The organism is Noviherbaspirillum malthae, from assembly GCF_015352985.1.
Classification (GTDB): Bacteria; Pseudomonadota; Gammaproteobacteria; order Burkholderiales; family Burkholderiaceae_D; genus Noviherbaspirillum; species Noviherbaspirillum malthae.
Genome location: NZ_JACYXF010000033.1, coordinates 25754 through 45560 on the forward strand (window position 1 = coordinate 25754; position 19807 = coordinate 45560).

A 19807-nucleotide genomic window follows, 5' to 3' on the forward strand; every position below is an offset into this window, starting at 1 on the left:
TCAGTCCTCCGTGCCGTCGTAGGCTTCCGGCTTTTCCAGGATGGAATAGCCCTGCCGCCAGTTCTTCCATGCGATCTGCGCCGCGCGGATGGTCATGATCGCAAAGCCGGCCAGTGCCACCCAGTAGACGATGTTCTTCGGCCAGTTGATCAGCGTGGTCATCGGCTCGTCGCCGACGATTTCGGTGTACTTCCAGACCAGCAGCGTGACATAGCCGATGAAGCCGACACGCAGCAGGTCGACCACGGTGGACATCAGGCGGCACAACGCCGCGGGCATGAAGCGGTAGAGGATATCGACCTGGATGTGCCTGTCCTTGCGCGTACACATGGAGGCGCCGATGAACACCACGCCGATCAGGCAGTAGGTTGCGAGTTCCTCGGTCCAGGCATAGGAGTCGTTGAGCGCATAGCGGGAAAAGAATTGCAGGAAGACCAGCGCGACCATGATCCAGAAAATGCCGAGCGTGATCCAGTCTTCCGTCGAAAAGCCGGACAGGCTGACTTCAACCTGGTCGGCCTCGTCGAAACTGTGGGCGAGCTCTTCCGCGCTGACGGCGGGATGCTTGACAGCTTGTTCCATGAAACACCTTGTCGGATGTGGATGGAGAGCGGCGGCGTTCGGCGCCGCCGCACCTGTGCTTACTTGATGGCCTGGATGCGTTCCCAGTCCGACTTGCGATAGCCGAAGTCTTCGAACTTCACCGTCTTGAGCACGGTATCCCGGAACTCGTTTCGATTGACTTCCGTCACCGACAGACCCTTCTGCTTGAACACATCGACCAGTTCCTTCTCGCGCGCCACGACGTCGGCACTGGCTTTCTGCGCCGCTTCCTGCGTCACTTCGGTAAAGAGCTTCTTCTCGTCATCGGACAGCTGCTTCCACAGCTTGCCGGAAACCACGGTATTGAGGTGATCGACGATGTGCGCGGTCAGGACGATGTTCTTCTGCACTTCGTAGAACTTCTTCGCCTCGATCGTGGTCAGCGGATTTTCCTGGGCTTCGACGGTGCCGTTCTGCAGCGCGAGGTACACCTCCGCGAACGCGATCGGCGAGGTATTGGCGCCGCAGGCGCGCGGCATTGCAAGATACGCCGGCACGTCGGGCACGCGGATCTTGAGCCCTTTCATGTCGCTGCATTTCGCAATCGGCTTGTTGGACGTAGTCTGGCGCGCGCCGTAGTACGTGGTGGCGACGATGCGGTTGCCGGTCTTGTCTTCATAGCCCTTGGTGAGGTCGCGGTAGACGTCGCTCTTGGTGTACTTGATCAGATGATCGGCATCGCGGAACACATAAGGGTAATAGGTGACGCCGATTGGCGGATACGACTTGCTGGCGAAGCTGGAGCCGGAAATGATGATGTCTACCGTTCCGAGCGCCAGTCCCTGGTTGATGTCGTTTTCCTTGCCCAGCTGCGAGGCCGGATAGACATCGATCTGGTACTTGCCGTTGGTGCGCTTGCCGATTTCGCCTGCGGCCCAGACCGACCATTTGTGGAAGGGCTCGGAGGTTTCATACACATGCGCCCATTTGAGCTTGGTCTGTGCGCTTGCGCTGATGGCCAGTGCGGACGCGGCAACGACGAACAGGGTTTGCTTCCAGTATTTCATGGCGGTCTCCTTGATTGGATGATTCGGTTCTTGTTATTGATGTTTCGGCAGGCTTCGAGCCTGCGGGATCTCGGTAGGTCGATACGTCGATGTTCGTATGTGCAGCCGTTCATGAGTGCACGCGTCTATGGTTCTATGCCATCGCCGCCTCCCCGACCAGCTGCACCTTGGTGCTCCTGCTCTTGTCCGCCGCCAGATCGAATGCAGCCGCGGCATCCTTGAGCGGTAGCTGCGCGGTGAGCAGCGGCCGCGCATCGATGCGCCGCGACACCAGGTAATCGACGGCCCAATCGAACTCGATGCCGAAACGGAAGGCGCCGACATACTCGAGTTCGCGCGCCATGACGGCATTGGCCGGGAAATGCACGCCGTCCGCCGGCAGCGTGCCGACCTGCACGATGCGGCCGCCGCGGCGGCAGGCATCGATGCACGCGGCGAGTGCCTTGACGTTGCCCGCCGCTTCCAGGCAGATATCGGCGCTGTCCGACAATCCGGGATTGCCTGATGCATCGCTGCGCACAAGCATGTCCGCCCCCGATGCGGAAGCGGCCTGCAGCGGATGTTCGGCTACATCACAAGCAATGATTCTGGCAGCGCCCGCCACGCGTGCGGCCATGACGATGAGGCAGCCGATGGTGCCGGCTCCGGTCACCAGCACCGTCTTGCCGAGCAGCGGGCCGCAGCGGTTCACCGAGTGCAGCGCGACCGCCAGCGGTTCGGCGAAAGCCAGTTCTCCAAAGGTAATATCGGTGCCGACCGCTGTGAGCTGGCGCTCATTCACCACGAAACGGTCGCGGAACATGCCCTGCACATGCGGGAAGATGCTGGCGCTGCCGAGAAAGCGCATCTGCGTGCAGAGATTCTCCCTGCCCTTGCGGCAATATCCGCAGCTGCCGCAAGCCTGCGACGGATTGATGGCGACCTTCGTGCCGGGACTCAGTCCCTTCACCGCACTGCCCGTGCGCAATACCGCACCCGACGCTTCATGCCCGGGAGTCAGCGGCTCCCGGATCTGGAAAGCGCCGGCGCGGCCGTGGAAGTAATAATGCAAGTCCGATCCGCAGATGCCCGCCGCGCCGAGCTGCACTTCGACCTGATGCGGTCCGAGTTCGGCATCGGCCTGCTGCTCGAAGCGCAGGTCCCTGGCTGCATGGATCTTGCATGACAACGGCATGGCATTATTCCTCGTCGGTTATCAGCGCCAATCAACTTAATCAAGGCGCTTGGTCAGGCGCCGGTGCGAGCGGTCCATGTGCTTCTGCATCGCCGCACGCGCAGCCGCCGGGTCTCTTCCGGCAACCGCAACGATTACCTTCCTGTGTTCCTCGATCGCGGCATTCCAGCTCGCGGCATTTTCCAGATGCTGCCCCAGCTTGGCCGAGATCGGGTTGTTGCGCTGGTCGAACAGGAGCGCTACCACGCTGGTCAATGCGCTGTTGCCGGCGATCTCGGCCAGCCGCAGGTGAAACAGCCGGTCGCCTGCCATCGGCACGCCGCCTGCATCGGCTTCGCGGCGCATCATTTCCAGCGCATCGTCCAGCAGCGCAAGTTGCTTCGGCTTGACCGCATGTGCCGCCATTGCCGCGATCTCTCCTTCGACCACGGCACGGGCGCGGATCAGTTCCAGCGGTCCATGCATGTCGGTCAGCAAGTCGGCCGGCACTCCGCGCTCGGCTTTGCGTTCGCAGACATAAATGCCGGCACCCTTGCGAACTTCCACGCAGCCTTCAACCTCCAGCGCAATCAGCGCTTCCCGCACCGAGGGACGCGATACGCCGAGCTGCACTGCCAGATCCCGCTCCGGCGGCAGCCTGCTGCCGGGCTCGAATTCCTCGCAGCGGATCAGCTCACGCAGCTGGTCCGCGATCTGGCGATACAAGCGCTGCGGTTCGATGAGTTGTATCGGCATGGATCGGTTCCGTCGTTCGGGAATTTCGCCGGGCTGCTTTTTTTACCAAACTTTGGTAAATTGGCCTTACCAATAGACCGGATAATTTCACTTCCAGACCTGCTTGTCAAGCAGATAAAACACGCCGTCGCGTGCTGCTCAAGCAACTGGCTTCATTCAGACAAACGACAGGAGACACATGAACGACACTGCGCAGTTTTCTTCAGGCATCAGAATTTCGTCCGAGGCTTTGCATGAGTTCGTCAGCGCAATCTGGCGCGGCGCCGGCAGCGATAAAGAAGAAGCGATGCTGGTTGCCGACCACCTGGTCCAGGCCAATCTTTCCGGCCACGATTCGCATGGCGTAGGCATGATTCCGCGCTATCTGCGTTCGCTGTCGGACGGTGAACTGAAGCTGAACCGCCACGCGATACTTGCGCGCGACGCCGGGGCGGTGCTCACGGTGGAAGGCGGGCTGGGCTTCGGCCAGGTCGTGGCCAAGGAGGCCATGGACATGGGTATTGCCCGCGCGAGAAAGCTAGGGCTGTGCGCCGTCGGCCTGCGCAATGCGCATCACATCGGCCGCATCGGACACTGGGCCGAGCAATGCGCCGCGGCCGGGCTGGTGTCCTTTCATTTCGTCAATGTCGCTGGCGACCCCCTGGTGGCGCCGTTCGGCGGCATCGATGCCCGTTTCGGCACCAATCCCTTCTGCGCCGCCTATCCCCGCCGCGGCAAACCGCCCCTGGTGCTCGACTTCGCCACCAGCCGCGTCGCCTTCGGCAAGACCCGGGTGGCCTACAACAAGGGCGTGCAGCTGCCGGAAGGATGCGTGATCGATCATGAAGGCAAGCCGACCACCGATCCGAAGGTGATGCACGAGGCGCCGCGCGGATCGCTGCTGACGCTGGGCGAATTCAAGGGATACGGGCTGGCGGCGATGTGCGAAGTATTCGCCGGGGCGCTGAGCGGCGGCTTCACGACGCATGCGGAGTCCATCGTTCGGACCAATGCCATTGTCAATTGCATGCTGTCGGTCATCCTGGACCCGGCGGCGCTGGATGCGCCGGACGCGGAAGCCGAGGCGGAGGCATTTCTGGAATGGGTAAAAGCTTCGCCGCTGCAGGAGGGAGCCGGAGAGATACAGGTGCCGGGAGAGCCGGAGCTGGCGAGGCGGCGTGAACGTGGGGAAAGTGGGATTCCTATTGATGGAACGACTTGGGAACAGCTTCTGGAAGCGGGCGGACGGTTCAGTGTGGCAATGCCTGCGGTGCAGGCAGATTGAAGTTGATCCTTCCCTTGGCGAACAAGGGCTTTGAAGTTTTCTATCGGAGAGGGCTGGGGGGATTGCCAAAACCTTGGAAGCCCTTGCTACTCCCCTCATCCCCAACACTCGCTCCGCGCCCCACGACTTGGCTTGCAAGCCAAGTCGGCTTCGGCAGCGCAAACTGCGGTTTGCGAAACCCTGCCTGCGCCCCGCCTGCGGGAGAAGGGGGCCGGGCAGCACTGGCAAAGTTTTGGATACGGAGAGTGACACCCCTCTCCCGCAGGCGGGAGAGGGGCGGGGTGAGGGGGATTGCCAAGACCTTAGAAGTATCTGCAAGCCCCATCATCCCCTGCCTTCGCTCCGCTCCCTACGACCTGGCTTGCAAGCCAAGTTGGCTTCAGCAGCGCAAACCGATGGTTTGCAAAAACTGTTTAAGCCCCTCCCGCGCGAGAAAGGCGCAATACAGCCTTATCCGACTTTCTTGATACCCTTGGCAGGCAACGCCGTCTTGCGCGCAGCACTGCGCACCGTCTTTACCGCCGTCTTCGGCTTGGGCGTCGGCGTCAGCGTGGCCGTCATGCGCTTGTAGGCAATATCCATGTGCTTGCGCATCGCGGCTTTTGCCTTCGTCGGGTCCTTGGCGCGCAGCGCGGCCAGCACCTCGCGGTGTTCCTCGATCGCCTGGCGCCAGGTATCCTCGGTTTCGAAATGGCTGTGCAGCTGGTCGTAAAGCGGGCCGAGGCGCAGGTCGTTGAGCCGCCGCACGGTACCCACCAGGACGCTGTTGCCGGTCGCCTCGGCGACGCGGATATGGAACAGCCGGTCCGTCTCCAGCGGCTTGACGCCGGCATCGGCATCGGCTTCCATCGCGTCGATGGCTTCCTCGACCGCATCGAATTGCGCCTTGCGTCCGGCCTTTGCCGCGAGCGCCGCCACCTCGCCTTCCAGCAGGGCGCGCGCCTGGATCAGTTCCAGCGGGCCCTCCTCGCCATCGAGATCATGTCCGGTCTGATTCGAGGGCGGTTCGCAGACATAAATGCCCGAACCCATGCGCACCTCGATATAGCCTTCGACTTCCAGCGCGATCAGCGCCTCGCGCAGCGACGGCCGGCTCACGCCGAGCTTTTCGGACAGGTCGCGCTCGGCGGGCAGGCGCGAGCCGACCGGGAATTCGCCTCGCTGGATGAGAGTGCGCAGCTGTTCGCTGATCTGTCGATAGAGCCGCTTGGGCTCGATGGCTTGAATGGGCATGACGGTGTTCTGATACGGAAGTTACGCGTTGGTTTCAATTATGCAGCAGGCCGCGTCCGCAGGCTGTATGACCTTTAGGCCAATGTCGAAATAATCATGCGGCGCGACCGTCACGCGCCGCCGGCCTGCTGTCTCAATGTGGCGCTGGAAATGCCAGCCCGTAGCGCTGCCCGCATTCCGCCAGCACCGGGGCTATTGCCGGATGCAATGCGATTCCCTTCTTTGCCTGTTCTTCCCGCAGGGCGAGGCCGCGGTCGCCGGGCATGCGGACCTGCGCAAAGCCCGGACGCGGCGGATTGGTGCGGCAGGCTTCTGCCACCCAGTCCATCTGGCGCAGGAAGGCATCGCGGCCGCCGAAGGCGTCCGGATCGTACAGCGACAGGAAGATATTCGCGCCCCAGCCTTCCGGCGGATCGGCACGGCCATGACCGGACAGGCCCCCGGTGAGCGCTTCGATCAGCAGGGCCAGGCCGAACCCCTTGTGTCCGCCGGCAATCCCGCCAAGCGGGAGAATGGTGCCGGGCGGGTCGGCCGCCAGCACGGCCGGATCACGGCTGGGCCGGCCCTCGCCGTCCAGCAGGCATTCCTCTTCATACATCATGCCGGCCTTGTGCAGCCGGGCCGTCATGCCGTTGGTCTTGATCGAAGCGGAGATGTCGATCAGGAAAGGAGTGCCCGAGGTGGGAATGCCGGCTGCAATCGGATTGGGCGTGAAGACCGCCCGCTTGCCGCCGTGCGGCGCCACGCTGGCCACCGCAGGATCGGAGCAGGAAAGCAGGATCATGAAGCCCTCCTCCGTTGCCCGCAGCAGATAGCTCGCAAGGCAGGCGATATGGTGACTGCGCCGGATGACGAGCGTGGCGCTGCCGTACTCGCGTGCACGCGGCATCAGGGCATGGATTCCGTTCATCACCAGCCAAGGGCCGGGCAGCCGGCTGCCGTCCCAGGCGAGCGCGGCGCCGCGGTCCGAGACGACGATGGCTTCCCCTGCGCGCGCCATGCTTCCCTGCTCCAGTTCGCGCACGTAAGGCGCCAGCAGCGCCAGCCCGTGGGTGTCGTGTCCGAGCAGGTCGCCTTCCACCAGCACATGGGCCACGGTGTCGGCCATGACCGCGTCCATGCCGGCGGCCTGCAGCAGGCGGATCGCGAAAATGCTCAGGTCTTCGGCTGCGTAGCGCGCGCCGGGAGTCGTGCCGTCCCTCATCAGTAGGTTCCCCTTCCGCCGGAGACATCGAACACTGCCGCCGTTGAAAAAGAGCACTCGGCGGAAGCCAGCCAGGTGACCAGCGCCGCGACTTCGTCCACGGTACCGAAGCGGTTCATCGGAATCTTGGACAGCATGTAATCGATGTGCTGCTGGGTCATCTGCGCGAACATGCCGGTGCGCACCGCTGCCGGCGTGATGCAGTTGACGCGAATGCCCGTCTGCGCCAGTTCCTTGCCCAGCGACTTGGTGAGCGCGATCACGCCCGCCTTGGACGCGCTGTAGGCCGACGCATTCGGATTGCCCTCCTTGCCTGCGATGGAGGCAATATTGACGATGCGTCCGTAATTTCTCTCCCGCATGCCGGGCACCAGCGCCCGGCAGCAGAGGAAAGGGCCGCGCAGGTTGATGTTCATCACCCGGTCCCATTCTTCGGGAGGGTAGTCGGCCACGCTCATGTTGGGGCCTGTGATGCCCGCACTGGTGACCAGCACATCGATCTTGCCGAAGCGATCCAGCGTGACATCGCGCGCCTGTGCAACAGACTGTTCGTCGGCAACGTCGACTACCGCCATCTGCACCCGCTGCCGTTCAAACTGCGCGGCGGCCTCCTCCAGTGCCGCCGCATCCCTGTCCCACAGGCTGACAGTGGCGCCGCCCTCGGCCAGACGGTGCGCGATAGCGAGACCGATGCCGGCCGCGCCTCCGGTAATGACTGCATGCCGCCCCGAAAAATCGTAGTGATTGCGATCCTGCATTTTCGTCTCCTTGCGGTTAAATTTTGTTATCATCGCCACTGGTCTGACCAATTGTCCAATTGTATTGAGGCGGCGGCAGCCTGTCCACAAACCCTTGCGGATTTCGCCGGGAATTGAGATGCATCAATGCTGTCGTGTGGCAGAAGCAAAATCCTTTAAGAGACCATTGATAGGATATTGGTATTACCACTTTACCTATCCAATAAACTGACATAGACTTTCCGCGAGCCGCAGGTTTGCGCAAGACGCATTCAAAACATAGGAACAGGAGACCCCGTGGCACATGAAACCCTGATACCGGTCGATGCGATCGGCAAGCGAAGCAATGCCGCCCGCGTGCTGCGCCTGAATGCCAACGACGACGTGCTGATCGCGATGCAGGAGCTGCGCGCCGGAACGGAAGTGCCGGAAGAACGGCTGACGATGGCCGATACCGTGCCTGCCGGACACAAGATTGCGGCGCGCGACATTGCAGTCGGCGAACCGGTGCGGCGCTACAACCAGATCATCGGCTTCGCCACGCGCGCCATTCCGCGCGGCGGACACATTCACCTGCACAATCTGTCGATGGGGAACTTCGAACGCGACTACGCGTTCTGCGCCGACCGCAAGCCGGAACACAAGGCGGAAGTCCCGCTGACCTTCGATGGCATCGTGCGCGAAGACGGCAGCGTGGCGACGCGCAACTATATCGGCGTCATCAGCAGCGTGAACTGCTCGGCCACGGTATGCCGGCAGATTGCCGATGCCTTCCGCGGCGATGCGCTGGCCGCTTATCCCAACATCGACGGCGTGGTGGCGATCACCCACAAGTCCGGCTGCGGCATGGCTTCGAACGGAGAAGCCATCGATCTGCTGCGGCGCGTGACGGCGGGCTACATCCGCCATCCCAATTTCGCGGCGGTGCTGTTCATCGGGCTCGGCTGCGAATCCAACCAGGTCAGCTCGCTGCTCGGCGCGGAAAATCTTGCCGAGTCCGCTCGCCTGCGCACGATGACGATCCAGGAGTCGGGCGGCACCCGCGCCACCATCGAACGCGGCATCGCCCTGGTCAGGGAACTGCTGCCAGCGGCGAACCGGGTGAAGCGCGAACCGGTGCCGCTCAGCCATTTGACCATCGGCCTGCAGTGCGGCGGCTCGGACGGCTATTCCGGCATCACCGCCAATCCCGCGCTGGGTGCGGCAATGGACCTGCTGGTGCAGCACGGCGGCACGGCCATCCTCAGCGAAACGCCGGAAATCTACGGAGCCGAGCACCTGCTGACGCGCCGCGCGGTATCCCGCGAAGTGGGCGAGAAACTGGTGGCGCGCATCAAGTGGTGGGAAGCCTACACATCACGCCTCGGCGGCGAGATGAACAACAATCCCTCGCCCGGCAACAAGGCGGGCGGCCTCACCACCATCCTGGAAAAATCGCTCGGCGCGGTGGCCAAGGCCGGTACCAGCAACCTTGCCGATGTCTTCGAGTACGCGCAGCCCGTCACGACCAAGGGCCTGGTGTTCATGGACACGCCCGGTTACGACCCGGTATCGGCGACCGGCCAGGTAGCCGGCGGCGCCAACATGATCTGCTTCACCACGGGACGCGGCTCGGTGTACGGCTGCAAGCCTTCGCCATCGCTGAAGCTGGCCACCAATTCGCCGATGTATCACCGCATGCGCGAGGACATGGATATCAACTGCGGCGACATTCTCGACGGCGGTTTGACCGTGCAGGAATCGGGCGAACAGATTTTCCGATTGATTATTGAAACGGCATCCGGGCGGCGCAGCAAGAGCGAGGAGCATGGCTTCGGCGAGGATGAATTCGCGCCGTGGATACTCGGGCCGACGATGTGACCGTGTTTTCAACCATTGATGCACAAGCAGGGACAAGCATGATCGAAGACTTGAAAGGCAAGGTCGTACTCATTACCGGCAGCAGCACCGGGATAGGCGCAGCGGTGGCACGCGCCTTCGGAGCCAACCAATGCAAGGTGGCGGTCCATTACAACCGCAGCGAAGGCCCGGCCCGGCAGGTGGTGCGGGATATCGAAGCTGCCGGCGGCGAAGTGATCGCGCTGCAGGCTGATGTGACTGTCAGCGCAGCCATCAAGTCGCTGGTCGAGCAGACCGTCTCCCGTTTCGGCCGCATCGACGTGCTGATCAACAATGCCGGCGACCTGGTGAGCCGCCGCCCCATCACGGAGATGACGGATGAATTCTTCGACCAGGTCGCACACCTGAACATGCGTTCGGTGCTGATGGCGTGCAAGGAGGCGGTGCCCCACATGCGCAGGCAGGGCGGCGGCAACATCATCAACGTCACCTCGATCGCTGCGCGTCATGGCGGCGGAGGCGGCGCGCTGCTGTATGCCGCGTCCAAGGGTTTCGTCAGCACCGTCACGCGCGGCATGGCCAAGGAATTCGTGGGCGACAACATCCGCGTCAACGCGGTGTCACCCGGCGTCATCGCCACGCCCTTCCATGAAAGGCATACCTCCGCGGAGCAGATGGAAGCCTTCAACGCCGGCATCCCGATGCGCCGCGCCGGCACGCCCGACGAATGCACCGGCACCTTCCTCTACCTCGCATCGAACCGGCTGAGCGGTTATGTGACGGGACAGATCGTCGAAGTGAACGGCGGACAGCTGATGCCGTAACACCGTTTCGGCCGGCTGCCGGCATAGGATGCATCGGAACAGCAGCAAGAGCAAAAAAGCAATAAAGGCAACAACGCAACAACGCAACAACGGCACGACCATATTTCTATAACAAGGAGCAGACAATGGATCGCAGAACCGTGTTCAAAGGACTATTCACAGCCACCTTCGCCGCCGCTTTCGCAACCCTCACCGGACTGGCGCATGCCGCCTATCCCGAGCGACCCATCACGCTCATCGTACCGTGGAACGCGGGCGGCGGCACTGATGCCACCGCGCGCATCATCGGCAGCCTGCTGGAGAAGGAACTCAAGCAGCCGGTCAATGTCGTCAACCGCGCCGGCGGCAACGGCGTCGTGGGACACCAGGCAATCGCGTCGTCCACGCCCGACGGCTACACCATCGGCATGGCGACCGTCGAGATCGGCATGATGCACTGGATGGGACTCACCCAGCTTAAGTACAGCGATTACACGCCGATCGGCCTGGTCAATTTCGATCCGGCCGGCGTTCAGGTGCGCGCAGATTCGCCGTACAAGTCGGTCAATGACCTGGTCAATGCGATCAAGGCCAGCCCCGGGAAATACAAGGCATCGGGCACCGGCCAGGGCGGCATCTGGCATCTCGCGATCGCCAGCATGCTCAAGGACCTGAAGGTCGATCCGGCATCCGTGCCCTGGGTGCCGAGCAACGGCGCGGCGCCGGGATTGCAGGATCTGGTGGCCGGCGGCGTCGAAGTGGTGCCGTGCTCGCTGCCCGAGGCGCGCGCACTGATCGAGGCCGGCAAGGTGCGTTCTCTCGCGGTGATGGATGAGCAGCCCTCCGCCCTGTTCCCGAACGTGCCGACACTCAAGTCGGTCACCGGCAGCACCACCAAGCTCGGCGCCTGGCGCGGCATCGTTGCGCCCAAGGGCTTGCCGAAGGATGTCGAGAACTCGCTTGCCGCCGCATTGAAGAAAGTCTACGACAGCAAGGAATACAAGGACTTCATGGTCCAGCGCGGTTTCGGCGTGGTCTGGGCGCAGCAGCAGGAGTTCGGCAAGTTCATGGCGAAGTCGGATGAAGATCTGGGGGCGACGATGAAGGCAGTGGGGATTGCGAAGTGATGTTTTAAATTGAGGAGAGTCTTTACCTCGGTTTGTCGGCACTTTGCACTCTCTCTCCTTTAATGAAGATTTTGCAGGACTGTGCAACGCATGTACCGCAACTGGTGGCTAGAGCTGATTGCCTAGTAAAGGAAACCCCCTCCCCTTTCAAGGGGGAGGCTGGGAGGAGGATGGGTTTTAGCCTTATGCGTGTGAACCCATCCCCACCCTAACCCTCCCCTTGAAGGGGAGGGAACTTCAAAGCTTTGGCGAAATGTTGGTACTGATTGATGCAAAGATGGTCTTAGCATCTGACTTGCTATCGCTCCGACGCCTTAATCATCCGCCCTTGAAAGGCAACCCAATGAAACTCAACGATGCCGTTTTCGGCGCATTGTTTCTCATCCTGGCGATCGCAGTCGTCATCGCCTCGCGCGCCTTCCCCGCCATTCCCGGGCAGCAAATCGGACCCGGCGCCTTCCCCACCCTGATCGCTTCCATCCTGGGCGTATGCTCCCTGCTACTGATCGCGCGCGGCCTGCGTTCCGGGCAGCGCTGGTTCGAAGGCGGCGCATGGCTGCGCTCGCCGCCGCATATCCTGCGCTTCGTTGCCGTGGTCGGCGCCCTGCTGTTCTACCTGGCAGCCGCGCAGACGCTCGGTTTCGTCATCACCGGCATGCTGCTGATGACAGGACTGCTGCGCGCCTTCAGCGTGAAGTGGATGACGGCGCTGCTCACAGCCGTCGCCGCCACCCTGCTCATTCACTCGATCTTCTACAAGATGCTCAAGGTGCCCCTGCCCTGGGGCCTGCTTCAGGGAGTAGCCTGGTAATGGACGCTTATCTGCTCGCACTCAAACTGGTCTTCGACCCTTATGTGCTGATGGTGATCACCGCCTCGGCGCTGTACGGCCTTGTGGTCGGCTGCATTCCCGGCCTGACGGCGACCATGGCCACCGCGCTGCTGGTGCCGGTCACCTTCTTCATGCCGCCGGTGCCGGCGATCGCTGCCATCGTCACCGCCTCGGCGATGGCCATCTTCTCCGGCGACATTCCGGGCGCGCTGCTGCGCATCCCCGGCACGCCGGCGTCCGCCGCCTACACCGATGAAGCCTATGCGATGACGCTCAAGGGCCAGGCCGGCATTGCGCTCGGCGCAGGCCTGGTGTTTTCGGTGATCGGCGGCCTGTTCGGCACCATCGTCATGATGACGTCCGCGCCCATGCTGGCCGAGGTGGCGCTGAAGTTCAGCTCCTTCGAATATTTCTGGATGGTGGTGCTCGGCCTGGCCGGCGCGGTGTTCATCGGCTCGGACAGCATTCTCAAGGCGGTGATGTCGCTGATGCTCGGCCTGCTGATCGCCTGCGTCGGCATGGAAAATCCCGCCGGCCTGCCGCGCTTCACCTTCGGCAACAATGAACTGGCCAGCGGCATCAGCCTGATCCCGATGATGGTCGGCATGTTCGCGGTCTCGGAAATCCTGCGCTATGCGGTCGATACCGCGCCGGAAATGAAGACCAAGGTGGCTCAGGTAGGCAATGTCTTCAAGGGGATGTGGGACCTGACCAAGCGCTACAAGTGGGGCATCCTGCGCGGCAGCGCCTTCGGCACGGTGATCGGCATCCAGCCCGGTTCGGGCGCGGACATGGCATCGTGGATGTCGTATGCGATGAGCAAGCGCTTTTCCAAGGAACCTGAGAAATTCGGCACCGGCCATGTGGAAGGCATCATCGAATCCGGCGCGGCCAACAACAGCTCGCTCGCGGGTGCCTGGATTCCCGCGGTGGTGTTCGGCATTCCGGGCGATTCGATCACGGCCATTGCCATCGGCGTGCTTTACATGAAAGGCATGAATCCCGGCCCGACCATCTTCGTCAACAACCCCCAGGACATCTATGCGGTCTTTCTCGTGTTCGTGCTGGCCAACCTGATCATGCTGCCCTTCGGCTGGGCCATGATCAAGGCTGCGCGCAAGGTGCTGCAGATTTCGCGCAGCATCCTGATGCCGACCATTCTGCTGTTCTGCATCGTGGGTTCGTTTGCGATCAACAACTCCGTGTTCGGCGTCGTGCTGATCCTGTGCTTCGGCCTGCTGGCTTTTCTTCTGGAAGAGAACGGATTTCCCACTGCCCCGGCCATTCTCGGCGTGGTGCTGGGACAGATGCTGGAAGAGAATTTCGTGACCTCGATGATCAAGTCGGATTACAGCATCGCGCCCTTCTTCTCCCGGCCGATTGCCGGCGGACTGGCGGCGCTGACCTTCCTTATTCTGTTCTGGCCCTTGCTGAGCTGGGCATGGCGCCAACGTCGCGGTACCCGCTCGCTAGTGGACGGCGCGGTCAATTGAATGGCGGCAGCAGTCGCACAGGTTTGCATGATTGCAATCCAGGAAGTCGCGAAATGGAAGTATTCAGGAAGGAAAAAGCGAAGACGAGGCCCGGGTACTCTCCATATCGAGAATAGGGCGGCAAACCGTCACTGCCCTGATGATTAACGGGTTAGAGAAGGGCCCCGCGTACATTTTGATACATCTGCCGCCAAAGGTTCCCGGACAATTCACAGATCGGGCAGATTCTCTCCATACTTGCTTGCGACATACACGCGCATGGCCGCTATCAGCGGCGTGCTCCCGCGATACGTGTAGGTATCGCGCGCATCGGAAGCAATCCAGGGCTCATCGCCATAGTCGGGCTGGTCCGGGCTGGGAGCGCGATAAAATCCGATGCCTTCGCGTTCGATGATCGGACCTCCCTGGGTCCAGTCCTTGTGCGGAATCCACTGGATTTCCGTCGGTTCGTCCATGACGCGCCAGTACTCGCCGGCATGCGTGTATTTCACTTCGATGCCCTCGGCCTTTGCGACCCAGTGATCGAGCTGCACATTCTCCAGATCAATGACTTTCATTGTCGTCCTTGTGTTGGTCCAGTTCCAATTATGCAATGAAAATCTGACCACGACGGACAAGCGATGGTTCATGACGATGCGGCCCTGAAAGATTGACCGGCCGCACCGTCACTCGTCTTGGGGCAAGCCGGCTCAGTGATTGTGCCGTGACTCGCCGCGCGTTTCGATGATATTGATGTAGCGCACCGCAGGCTCCAGGCAGGCGCCGGTGCCGTTCTGCCCCACCATGCTGCGGTAGATCTCTTCCCAGGGCGTCTTGTTGTCGAGCTTGGGCGGCACCCAGTTCCTGCGGCGCTCCTCCAGTTCGACATCCGACACCAGCAGATTGACGCTGCGCTGCTTCAGGTCGATGCGCAGCATGTCCCCGGTTTTCAGTAAGGCCAGGCCGCCACCGACTGCCGCCTCCGGCGACACATTGAGAATCGACGGGCTTGCCGAGGTGCCGCTCTGCCGTCCGTCTCCCATGGTCGGCAGGGTTCCGACGCCCTCCTTGATCAGCGCCGCCGGCGGCTGCATGTTGACGACCTCCGCGCCGCCGGGATAGCCGACCGGGCCGCAGTTGCGGATGACGAGGATGGAGCGTTCATCGATCTCCAGCGCCGGATCGTCGAGCCGCGCGTGATAATCCTCGGGTCCTTCAAACACGACGGCTTTCACGTCGAAGCAGTCGGGATGCTCGGGATCGGACAGGAAGCGTTTCCTGAATTCCTCGTCGATCACGCTGATCTTCATGACGGCACTGTCGAACAGGTTCCCCGACAGCACCACGAATCCCGCAGCATGCTTGAGCGGATCGTCGAAGCGGCGTACCACATTGCGGTCGGGTTCTTCCTTGACGCTCGCAAGATCCTCGGCGAGCGTGCGTCCGGTGACGGTGACCGCATCTCCATGGAGGAGACCCGCATCGAGCAGTTCCTTCATCACCGCAGGCACGCCGCCGGCGCGGTGGAAGGCCTCGCCGAGGAAGCGCCCTGCCGGCTGGCAGTCGACGAGCAGCGGCACTTCCGCGCCGAGCCGCTGCCAGTCTTCCAGCGAGTGTTCGACGCCCATGTGGCGCGCGATCGCCACCATGTGGATCGGGCAGTTGGACGAGGCGCCCAGCGCCGCCGCCGCGACCACGGCATTTTCGAAGGCCTGCTTCGTCATGATGTCCGACGGCCGCAGGTTTTCATGCACCATGCCGACGATGCGGCGGCCGGTCTCATAAGCCATCCAGCCGCGCTCGCGGTGCGGCGCGGGAATCGCCGCGCAGCCGGGCAGGGACATGCCAAGGGCTTCCGCCAGCGAATTCATCGACAGCGCGGTGCCCATGGTGTTGCAGTGACCGGCGGAAGGCGCCGACGAGGCCACCATGTCCATGAACTGCGGATAGTCGATCTCTTCCGCCGCCAGCCGCTTGCGCGCTTCCCAGATCACCGTGCCAGAACCGGCCAGCTTGCCCTTCCACCAGCCGTCGAGCATCGGTCCGCCCGACAGCACGATGGAGGGTATATTCACGGTCGCCGCGCCCATCAGGCAGGCGGGCGTGGTCTTGTCGCAGCCGGTGGTCAGCACCACGCCATCGATCGGATAACCATGCAGCACCTCGACCAGGCCGAGATAGGCGAGATTGCGGTCGAGCGCGGCGGTCGGCCGCTTGCCGGTTTCCTGGATGGGATGCATGGGAAACTCGAGCGGAATGCCGCCCGCATCGCGGATGCCGTCGCGCACCCGCGATGCGAGCTGCAGGTGATGGCGGTTGCATGGCGACAGGTCGGAACCGGTCTGGGCAATGCCGATGATGGGCTTGCCCGACTGCAGTTCCTCGCGGGTGATGCCGTAGTTCATGTAGCGCTCGATGTAGAGCGCGGTCATGCCGGGGTCGGCAGGGTCGTCGAACCAGCGGCGGCTGCGCAGCCGCCCGCCCGGCTGTGTGCCGTGCTTTGCGTCATCTTTGCTCATTTGGATTGTCCTGTCTGGATGAGAGGGGCGATACCGGTCGCGGCCGCCCGGTCTGGAAGAACCGGGGCCGACGCTGGAATCGGGTATGCGGGACCGGTACCGGTCCCGCGCTGGCTGGCTTTACTTGACCTTGGCGCGAATCTTGGTCAGCTCGGCCTGCATCTCGCTGGCCGCCGCGCTGCCGAATTCATTCGAGAAGCGCGCGGTGACCGGCTGCACCTTGGTGCGCAGCGCATCGACTTCCGCTGCCGAAAGTTCGGTCACGGTCATGCCGTTCTTCTTCAGTTCGTTCACCGCATTCGTGGAGAACTCGCGGATGGTCTTGCGCTCGAACAGCTTGGCTTCCTTGGCCGCCGACGTGACCATCTTCTGTTCGTCGGGCGACAGGCCGTCCCAGGTTTTCTTGCTCATCAGCAGAACCCAGCTGGAATAAATGTGCTTGGACAGCACCAGGTGCTGCTGCACTTCATAGAACTTGGATGCGAGGATGGTCGCGACGGGATTTTCCTGGCCGTCAACGGTACGGGTTTCCATCGCGCTGAAGACTTCCGGGAAGGGCATGGGAATGCCGTTGACGCCCATCGCCTTGAAAGTTTCCACGAACAGCGGATTCGGGATCACCCGCAGCTTGAGGCCGGCGAAGTCATCGACCTTGCGTATGGGCTTGCGGGAATTGGTCACGTGGCGGAAACCGTTTTCCCAGAAGCCGAGTCCGATCAGGCCCTTCTCCGGCAGCTTGGCAAGGATCTTTTCGCCGAAGGGTCCGTCGAGCAGTTCGTCCGCTTCTCTTTCGGTGGAGATGCTGAACGGCAGGTTGATAACCCCGAAGTCCTTGACATGGCTGACCAGGGTGGAGGTATCGGGGATGGTCATGTCGAGCGTGCCGCCCTGCAGCGCGGAAGTCATGGTGACATCGTTGCCGAGCTGCCCGGAAGGATAGAGCCGCACGGTGATCTTGCCGCCCGACTGCTGCTTGAGCAGGTCGCCGAACTTGCGTACTGCGGTTGCCTGAGGATGCTCGTCGTTGAGGCCGATGCCGACGCGGATGACGCGTTCCTTTGCCTGCTGTGCATTGGCGGCGCCGGCCAGCAGCAGGGCAGCGGTCAGGATGGATAGGCGTTGCATGAGTTTCATGTTGTCTCCTGGGTTTGATTTGTTTGGTGTTGCTGATTGAAGGTGGTTAGGAATTCGCGAGCGCAACGCATGCGTCGCCGAACCCTCGCTCCCTCCCTTTCAAGGGGAGGGTTGGGGTGGGGATGGGTTCAATCGCAGGTAACTGCAACCCATCCCCACCCCAACCTCCACTTCGCGGCTTGCAAGCCGCTCCGACTCCGCAGGCGCAAGGCATGCCTTGCGAAACCCCTGCTACGTCCCCCTTGAAGGGAGGAGCATCCTTTATGCTTTTACCGCATCGTCAACCACTTCAGCGGCAAGGTAACAATCTCCGGCACGGCGATCAGCACTCCCAGCAGCAGCAACTGCGACAGCAGGAAAGGCCACACGCCCTTGATCACCGACTCCATCGAAATCCTCGCCACCCCGCAGACGACATTGAGCACGGTGCCCACAGGCGGCGTGAGCAGGCCGATGGCATTGTTCATGATGAACAGCACGCCGAAGTAGACCGGGTCGATGCCGGCCGACTTCACGATCGGCATCAGCACCGGTGTCAGGATCAGTACCGTCGGCACGAAGTCAAGCGCCGTGCCGACCAGCACCACCACGATCATCAGCACCAGCATCAGCAGCCTCGGCGAGTCGATGAAGGGCGCGGCCAGCGCCTGCACCTGCGCGGGAATGTCGGCCACCGCGATCAGCCAGGCCGACACCATCGCGGCCGCGACCAGGAACATGATGACGGCCGTCATCTTGGCGGCGTTGACGAAGCTGCGGTAGACCAGTGGGAACGTCAGCTCGCGGTAGATGAAGGCGCCGATGAACCATGCATAAAACGCCACCACCACCGCGGCCTCGGTCGGCGTGAAAATACCGAACTTCAGGCCGCCGATGATGATGAAGGGCAGGACCAGCGCCCAGACGCCATCGCGCAGCGCCTTGAGCATTTCCGCGCCGCTGGCGCGCGGACGGGTCTCGGGCAGATCCTTGCGGCAGACCGCCCACCACGCAATGATCAACCCCACGCCCATCAGCACGCCGGGCACGATGCCGCCGAGGAAAAGCTTGGTGATCGATACCTGGGCCGCAACGCCGAAGACGATGAAGCCCATCGACGGCGGAATCACCGGCGCAATGATGCCGCCCGATGCGATCAGGCCGGCTGACCGGCCGATCGGATACTTCGCTTCGCGCATCATGGGAATCAGCAACGCCGATAATGCGGCCGTATCGGCAACCGCCGAGCCCGACAGGCTGGCCATGATAATGGCCGCGAACACGGCAACATAGCCGAGCCCGCCGCGCAGATGCCCGACCAGCGCGGAAGCGAGATTGACGATGCGGCGCGACAGTCCGCCGGCATTCATGAACTCGCCGGCCAGCATGAAGAAAGGCACGGCCATCAGGATGAAGGAGTCGGCGCCGTTGACCGTGTTCTGCGCCACGATCTGCGCATCGAAATTGCCGATCTGCAGCATCAGCGCCAGCGAGCAGACGATCAGCGCAAATGCGATCGGCATGCCCAGCCCCATCGCGCCCATCAGCGAGCCTAGAAAGACGAGCAGCGTCATGTAGTTCTCCCCTGCGCGCCGCGGGGAAGGGTTTCATCCGGCGGGGCGTGAATTTCTTCCTCGCTGTCGGTGACCTGCAGCAGTTCGTCCGCCGACAGCTTGCCGGTGGCGAGCCGCCAGAGGTTGCGCAGCACCGCCAGACCCAGGCCGACTGCAGCCATCAGGCCGGCCGCATACATCCACGCGATCGGATAACCGGTCACCGGCGCAAGGATGGTACGGTTGATGACGACCTGGCTCCAGCTACCGCTGGCCAGTATCACGCAGCAGATCAGCATCAGCGCATTGCTGACCAGGAAAAGCAGTTTCTTCATGTGCAAGGGCGCGCGGCGCACGATCGTGTCGACGCCCAGGTGCGCGCCCTCGAACATGGCCAGTACCGCGCCGAGGAAGGTCAGCCACACCAGCAGCAGGCGGGCGATCTCGTCTGACGACGAAATGCCCGAGTTGAAGCCGTAGCGCAGCACGACGTTGCCGAACGTCAGAACGCACATCACGAACAGCATCAGGGCGAGCAGCGCCTCGACCGCCCGGCGCATCCAGTTCCATCTTTCATTCATATCGGCTCCCG

At 62.5% G+C, this 19807-nt stretch carries 18 protein-coding genes; 6 read left to right on the plus strand and 12 right to left on the minus strand.

Translation table 11 applies throughout. From position 1 onward, the window contains the following. The 4 genes from IGW03_RS24650 to IGW03_RS24665 all read right to left on the minus strand — a co-directional run bounded on the left by IGW03_RS24650 (position 1) and on the right by IGW03_RS24665 (position 3519). Positions 1-582 (minus strand): TRAP transporter small permease, encoded by a 582-nt coding sequence (locus IGW03_RS24650; RefSeq protein WP_194725185.1) that lies wholly within the window; start codon positions 580-582, stop codon positions 1-3. A gap of 59 nt (positions 583-641) precedes the next feature. Next, complete coding sequence (locus tag IGW03_RS24655; protein WP_194725186.1) at positions 642-1610, minus strand: sialic acid TRAP transporter substrate-binding protein SiaP; 969 nt, start codon at positions 1608-1610, stop codon at positions 642-644. 133 nt (positions 1611-1743) lie between these two features. Then, complete coding sequence (locus IGW03_RS24660; protein WP_194725187.1) at positions 1744-2784, minus strand: L-idonate 5-dehydrogenase; 1041 nt, start codon at positions 2782-2784, stop codon at positions 1744-1746. A gap of 36 nt (positions 2785-2820) precedes the next feature. Then, positions 2821-3519, minus strand: a complete 699-nt coding sequence (locus IGW03_RS24665) for a FadR/GntR family transcriptional regulator (protein ID WP_194725188.1) — start codon at positions 3517-3519, stop codon at positions 2821-2823. Positions 3520-3697: 178 nt separating this feature from the next. On the opposite strand from IGW03_RS24665, the gene IGW03_RS24670 reads away from it, so the two are divergent. After that, positions 3698-4783, plus strand: a complete 1086-nt coding sequence (locus tag IGW03_RS24670; RefSeq protein ID WP_194725189.1) for a malate/lactate/ureidoglycolate dehydrogenase — start codon at positions 3698-3700, stop codon at positions 4781-4783. A 450-nt stretch (positions 4784-5233) separates the two neighbouring features. Here IGW03_RS24670 and IGW03_RS24675 read toward each other — a convergent pair whose 3' ends face one another. The 3 genes from IGW03_RS24675 to IGW03_RS24685 form a co-directional block, all read right to left on the minus strand. Beyond that, positions 5234-6016 (minus strand): FadR/GntR family transcriptional regulator, encoded by a 783-nt coding sequence (locus IGW03_RS24675; protein WP_194725190.1) that lies wholly within the window; start codon positions 6014-6016, stop codon positions 5234-5236. Between the two features lie 133 nt (positions 6017-6149). Continuing rightward, positions 6150-7220: an Ldh family oxidoreductase gene (locus IGW03_RS24680; protein ID WP_194725191.1), complete on the minus strand. Its 1071-nt coding sequence runs from the start codon at positions 7218-7220 to the stop codon at positions 6150-6152. Then, a complete protein-coding gene (locus IGW03_RS24685; RefSeq protein ID WP_194725192.1) occupies positions 7220-7978 on the minus strand; it encodes an SDR family NAD(P)-dependent oxidoreductase in 759 nt (252 codons plus the stop codon). Before IGW03_RS24685 ends, IGW03_RS24680 begins: the two co-directional genes overlap by 1 nt. Before the next feature lie 276 nt (positions 7979-8254). Between IGW03_RS24685 and IGW03_RS24690 the strand changes: the two genes are divergently transcribed. From IGW03_RS24690 to IGW03_RS24710, 5 genes are all read left to right on the plus strand, one after another. Beyond that, the gene (locus IGW03_RS24690; RefSeq protein WP_323745026.1) at positions 8255-9817 is read left to right on the plus strand and encodes a UxaA family hydrolase; all 1563 of its coding nucleotides are present in this window, start codon (positions 8255-8257) and stop codon (positions 9815-9817) included. 41 nt (positions 9818-9858) lie between these two features. After that, a complete protein-coding gene (locus tag IGW03_RS24695) occupies positions 9859-10620 on the plus strand; it encodes an SDR family NAD(P)-dependent oxidoreductase (protein WP_194725217.1) in 762 nt (253 codons plus the stop codon). A 125-nt stretch (positions 10621-10745) separates the two neighbouring features. After that, a complete protein-coding gene (locus IGW03_RS24700) occupies positions 10746-11726 on the plus strand; it encodes a tripartite tricarboxylate transporter substrate binding protein (RefSeq protein WP_194725193.1) in 981 nt (326 codons plus the stop codon). A gap of 343 nt (positions 11727-12069) precedes the next feature. Next, the gene (locus tag IGW03_RS24705; RefSeq protein WP_194725194.1) at positions 12070-12537 is read left to right on the plus strand and encodes a tripartite tricarboxylate transporter TctB family protein; all 468 of its coding nucleotides are present in this window, start codon (positions 12070-12072) and stop codon (positions 12535-12537) included. Further along, on the plus strand, positions 12537-14051 hold the full coding sequence (locus IGW03_RS24710) for a tripartite tricarboxylate transporter permease (RefSeq protein WP_194725195.1): 1515 nt from the start codon (positions 12537-12539) through the stop codon (positions 14049-14051). Before IGW03_RS24705 ends, IGW03_RS24710 begins: the two co-directional genes overlap by 1 nt. 209 nt (positions 14052-14260) lie before the next feature. Here IGW03_RS24710 and IGW03_RS24715 read toward each other — a convergent pair whose 3' ends face one another. The 5 genes from IGW03_RS24715 to IGW03_RS24735 all read right to left on the minus strand — a co-directional run bounded on the left by IGW03_RS24715 (position 14261) and on the right by IGW03_RS24735 (position 19796). Beyond that, complete coding sequence (locus IGW03_RS24715; RefSeq protein WP_194725196.1) at positions 14261-14608, minus strand: phage protein NinX family protein; 348 nt, start codon at positions 14606-14608, stop codon at positions 14261-14263. A gap of 132 nt (positions 14609-14740) precedes the next feature. Then, the gene (locus IGW03_RS24720; protein WP_194725197.1) at positions 14741-16549 is read right to left on the minus strand and encodes an IlvD/Edd family dehydratase; all 1809 of its coding nucleotides are present in this window, start codon (positions 16547-16549) and stop codon (positions 14741-14743) included. 120 nt (positions 16550-16669) lie between these two features. After that, complete coding sequence (locus tag IGW03_RS24725; RefSeq protein ID WP_194725218.1) at positions 16670-17674, minus strand: TRAP transporter substrate-binding protein; 1005 nt, start codon at positions 17672-17674, stop codon at positions 16670-16672. A gap of 278 nt (positions 17675-17952) precedes the next feature. Further along, on the minus strand, positions 17953-19236 hold the full coding sequence (locus IGW03_RS24730) for a TRAP transporter large permease subunit (RefSeq protein WP_194725198.1): 1284 nt from the start codon (positions 19234-19236) through the stop codon (positions 17953-17955). Then, complete coding sequence (locus tag IGW03_RS24735) at positions 19233-19796, minus strand: TRAP transporter small permease (RefSeq protein WP_194725199.1); 564 nt, start codon at positions 19794-19796, stop codon at positions 19233-19235. Before IGW03_RS24735 ends, IGW03_RS24730 begins: the two co-directional genes overlap by 4 nt. Between the last annotated feature and the right edge of the window lie 11 nt (positions 19797-19807).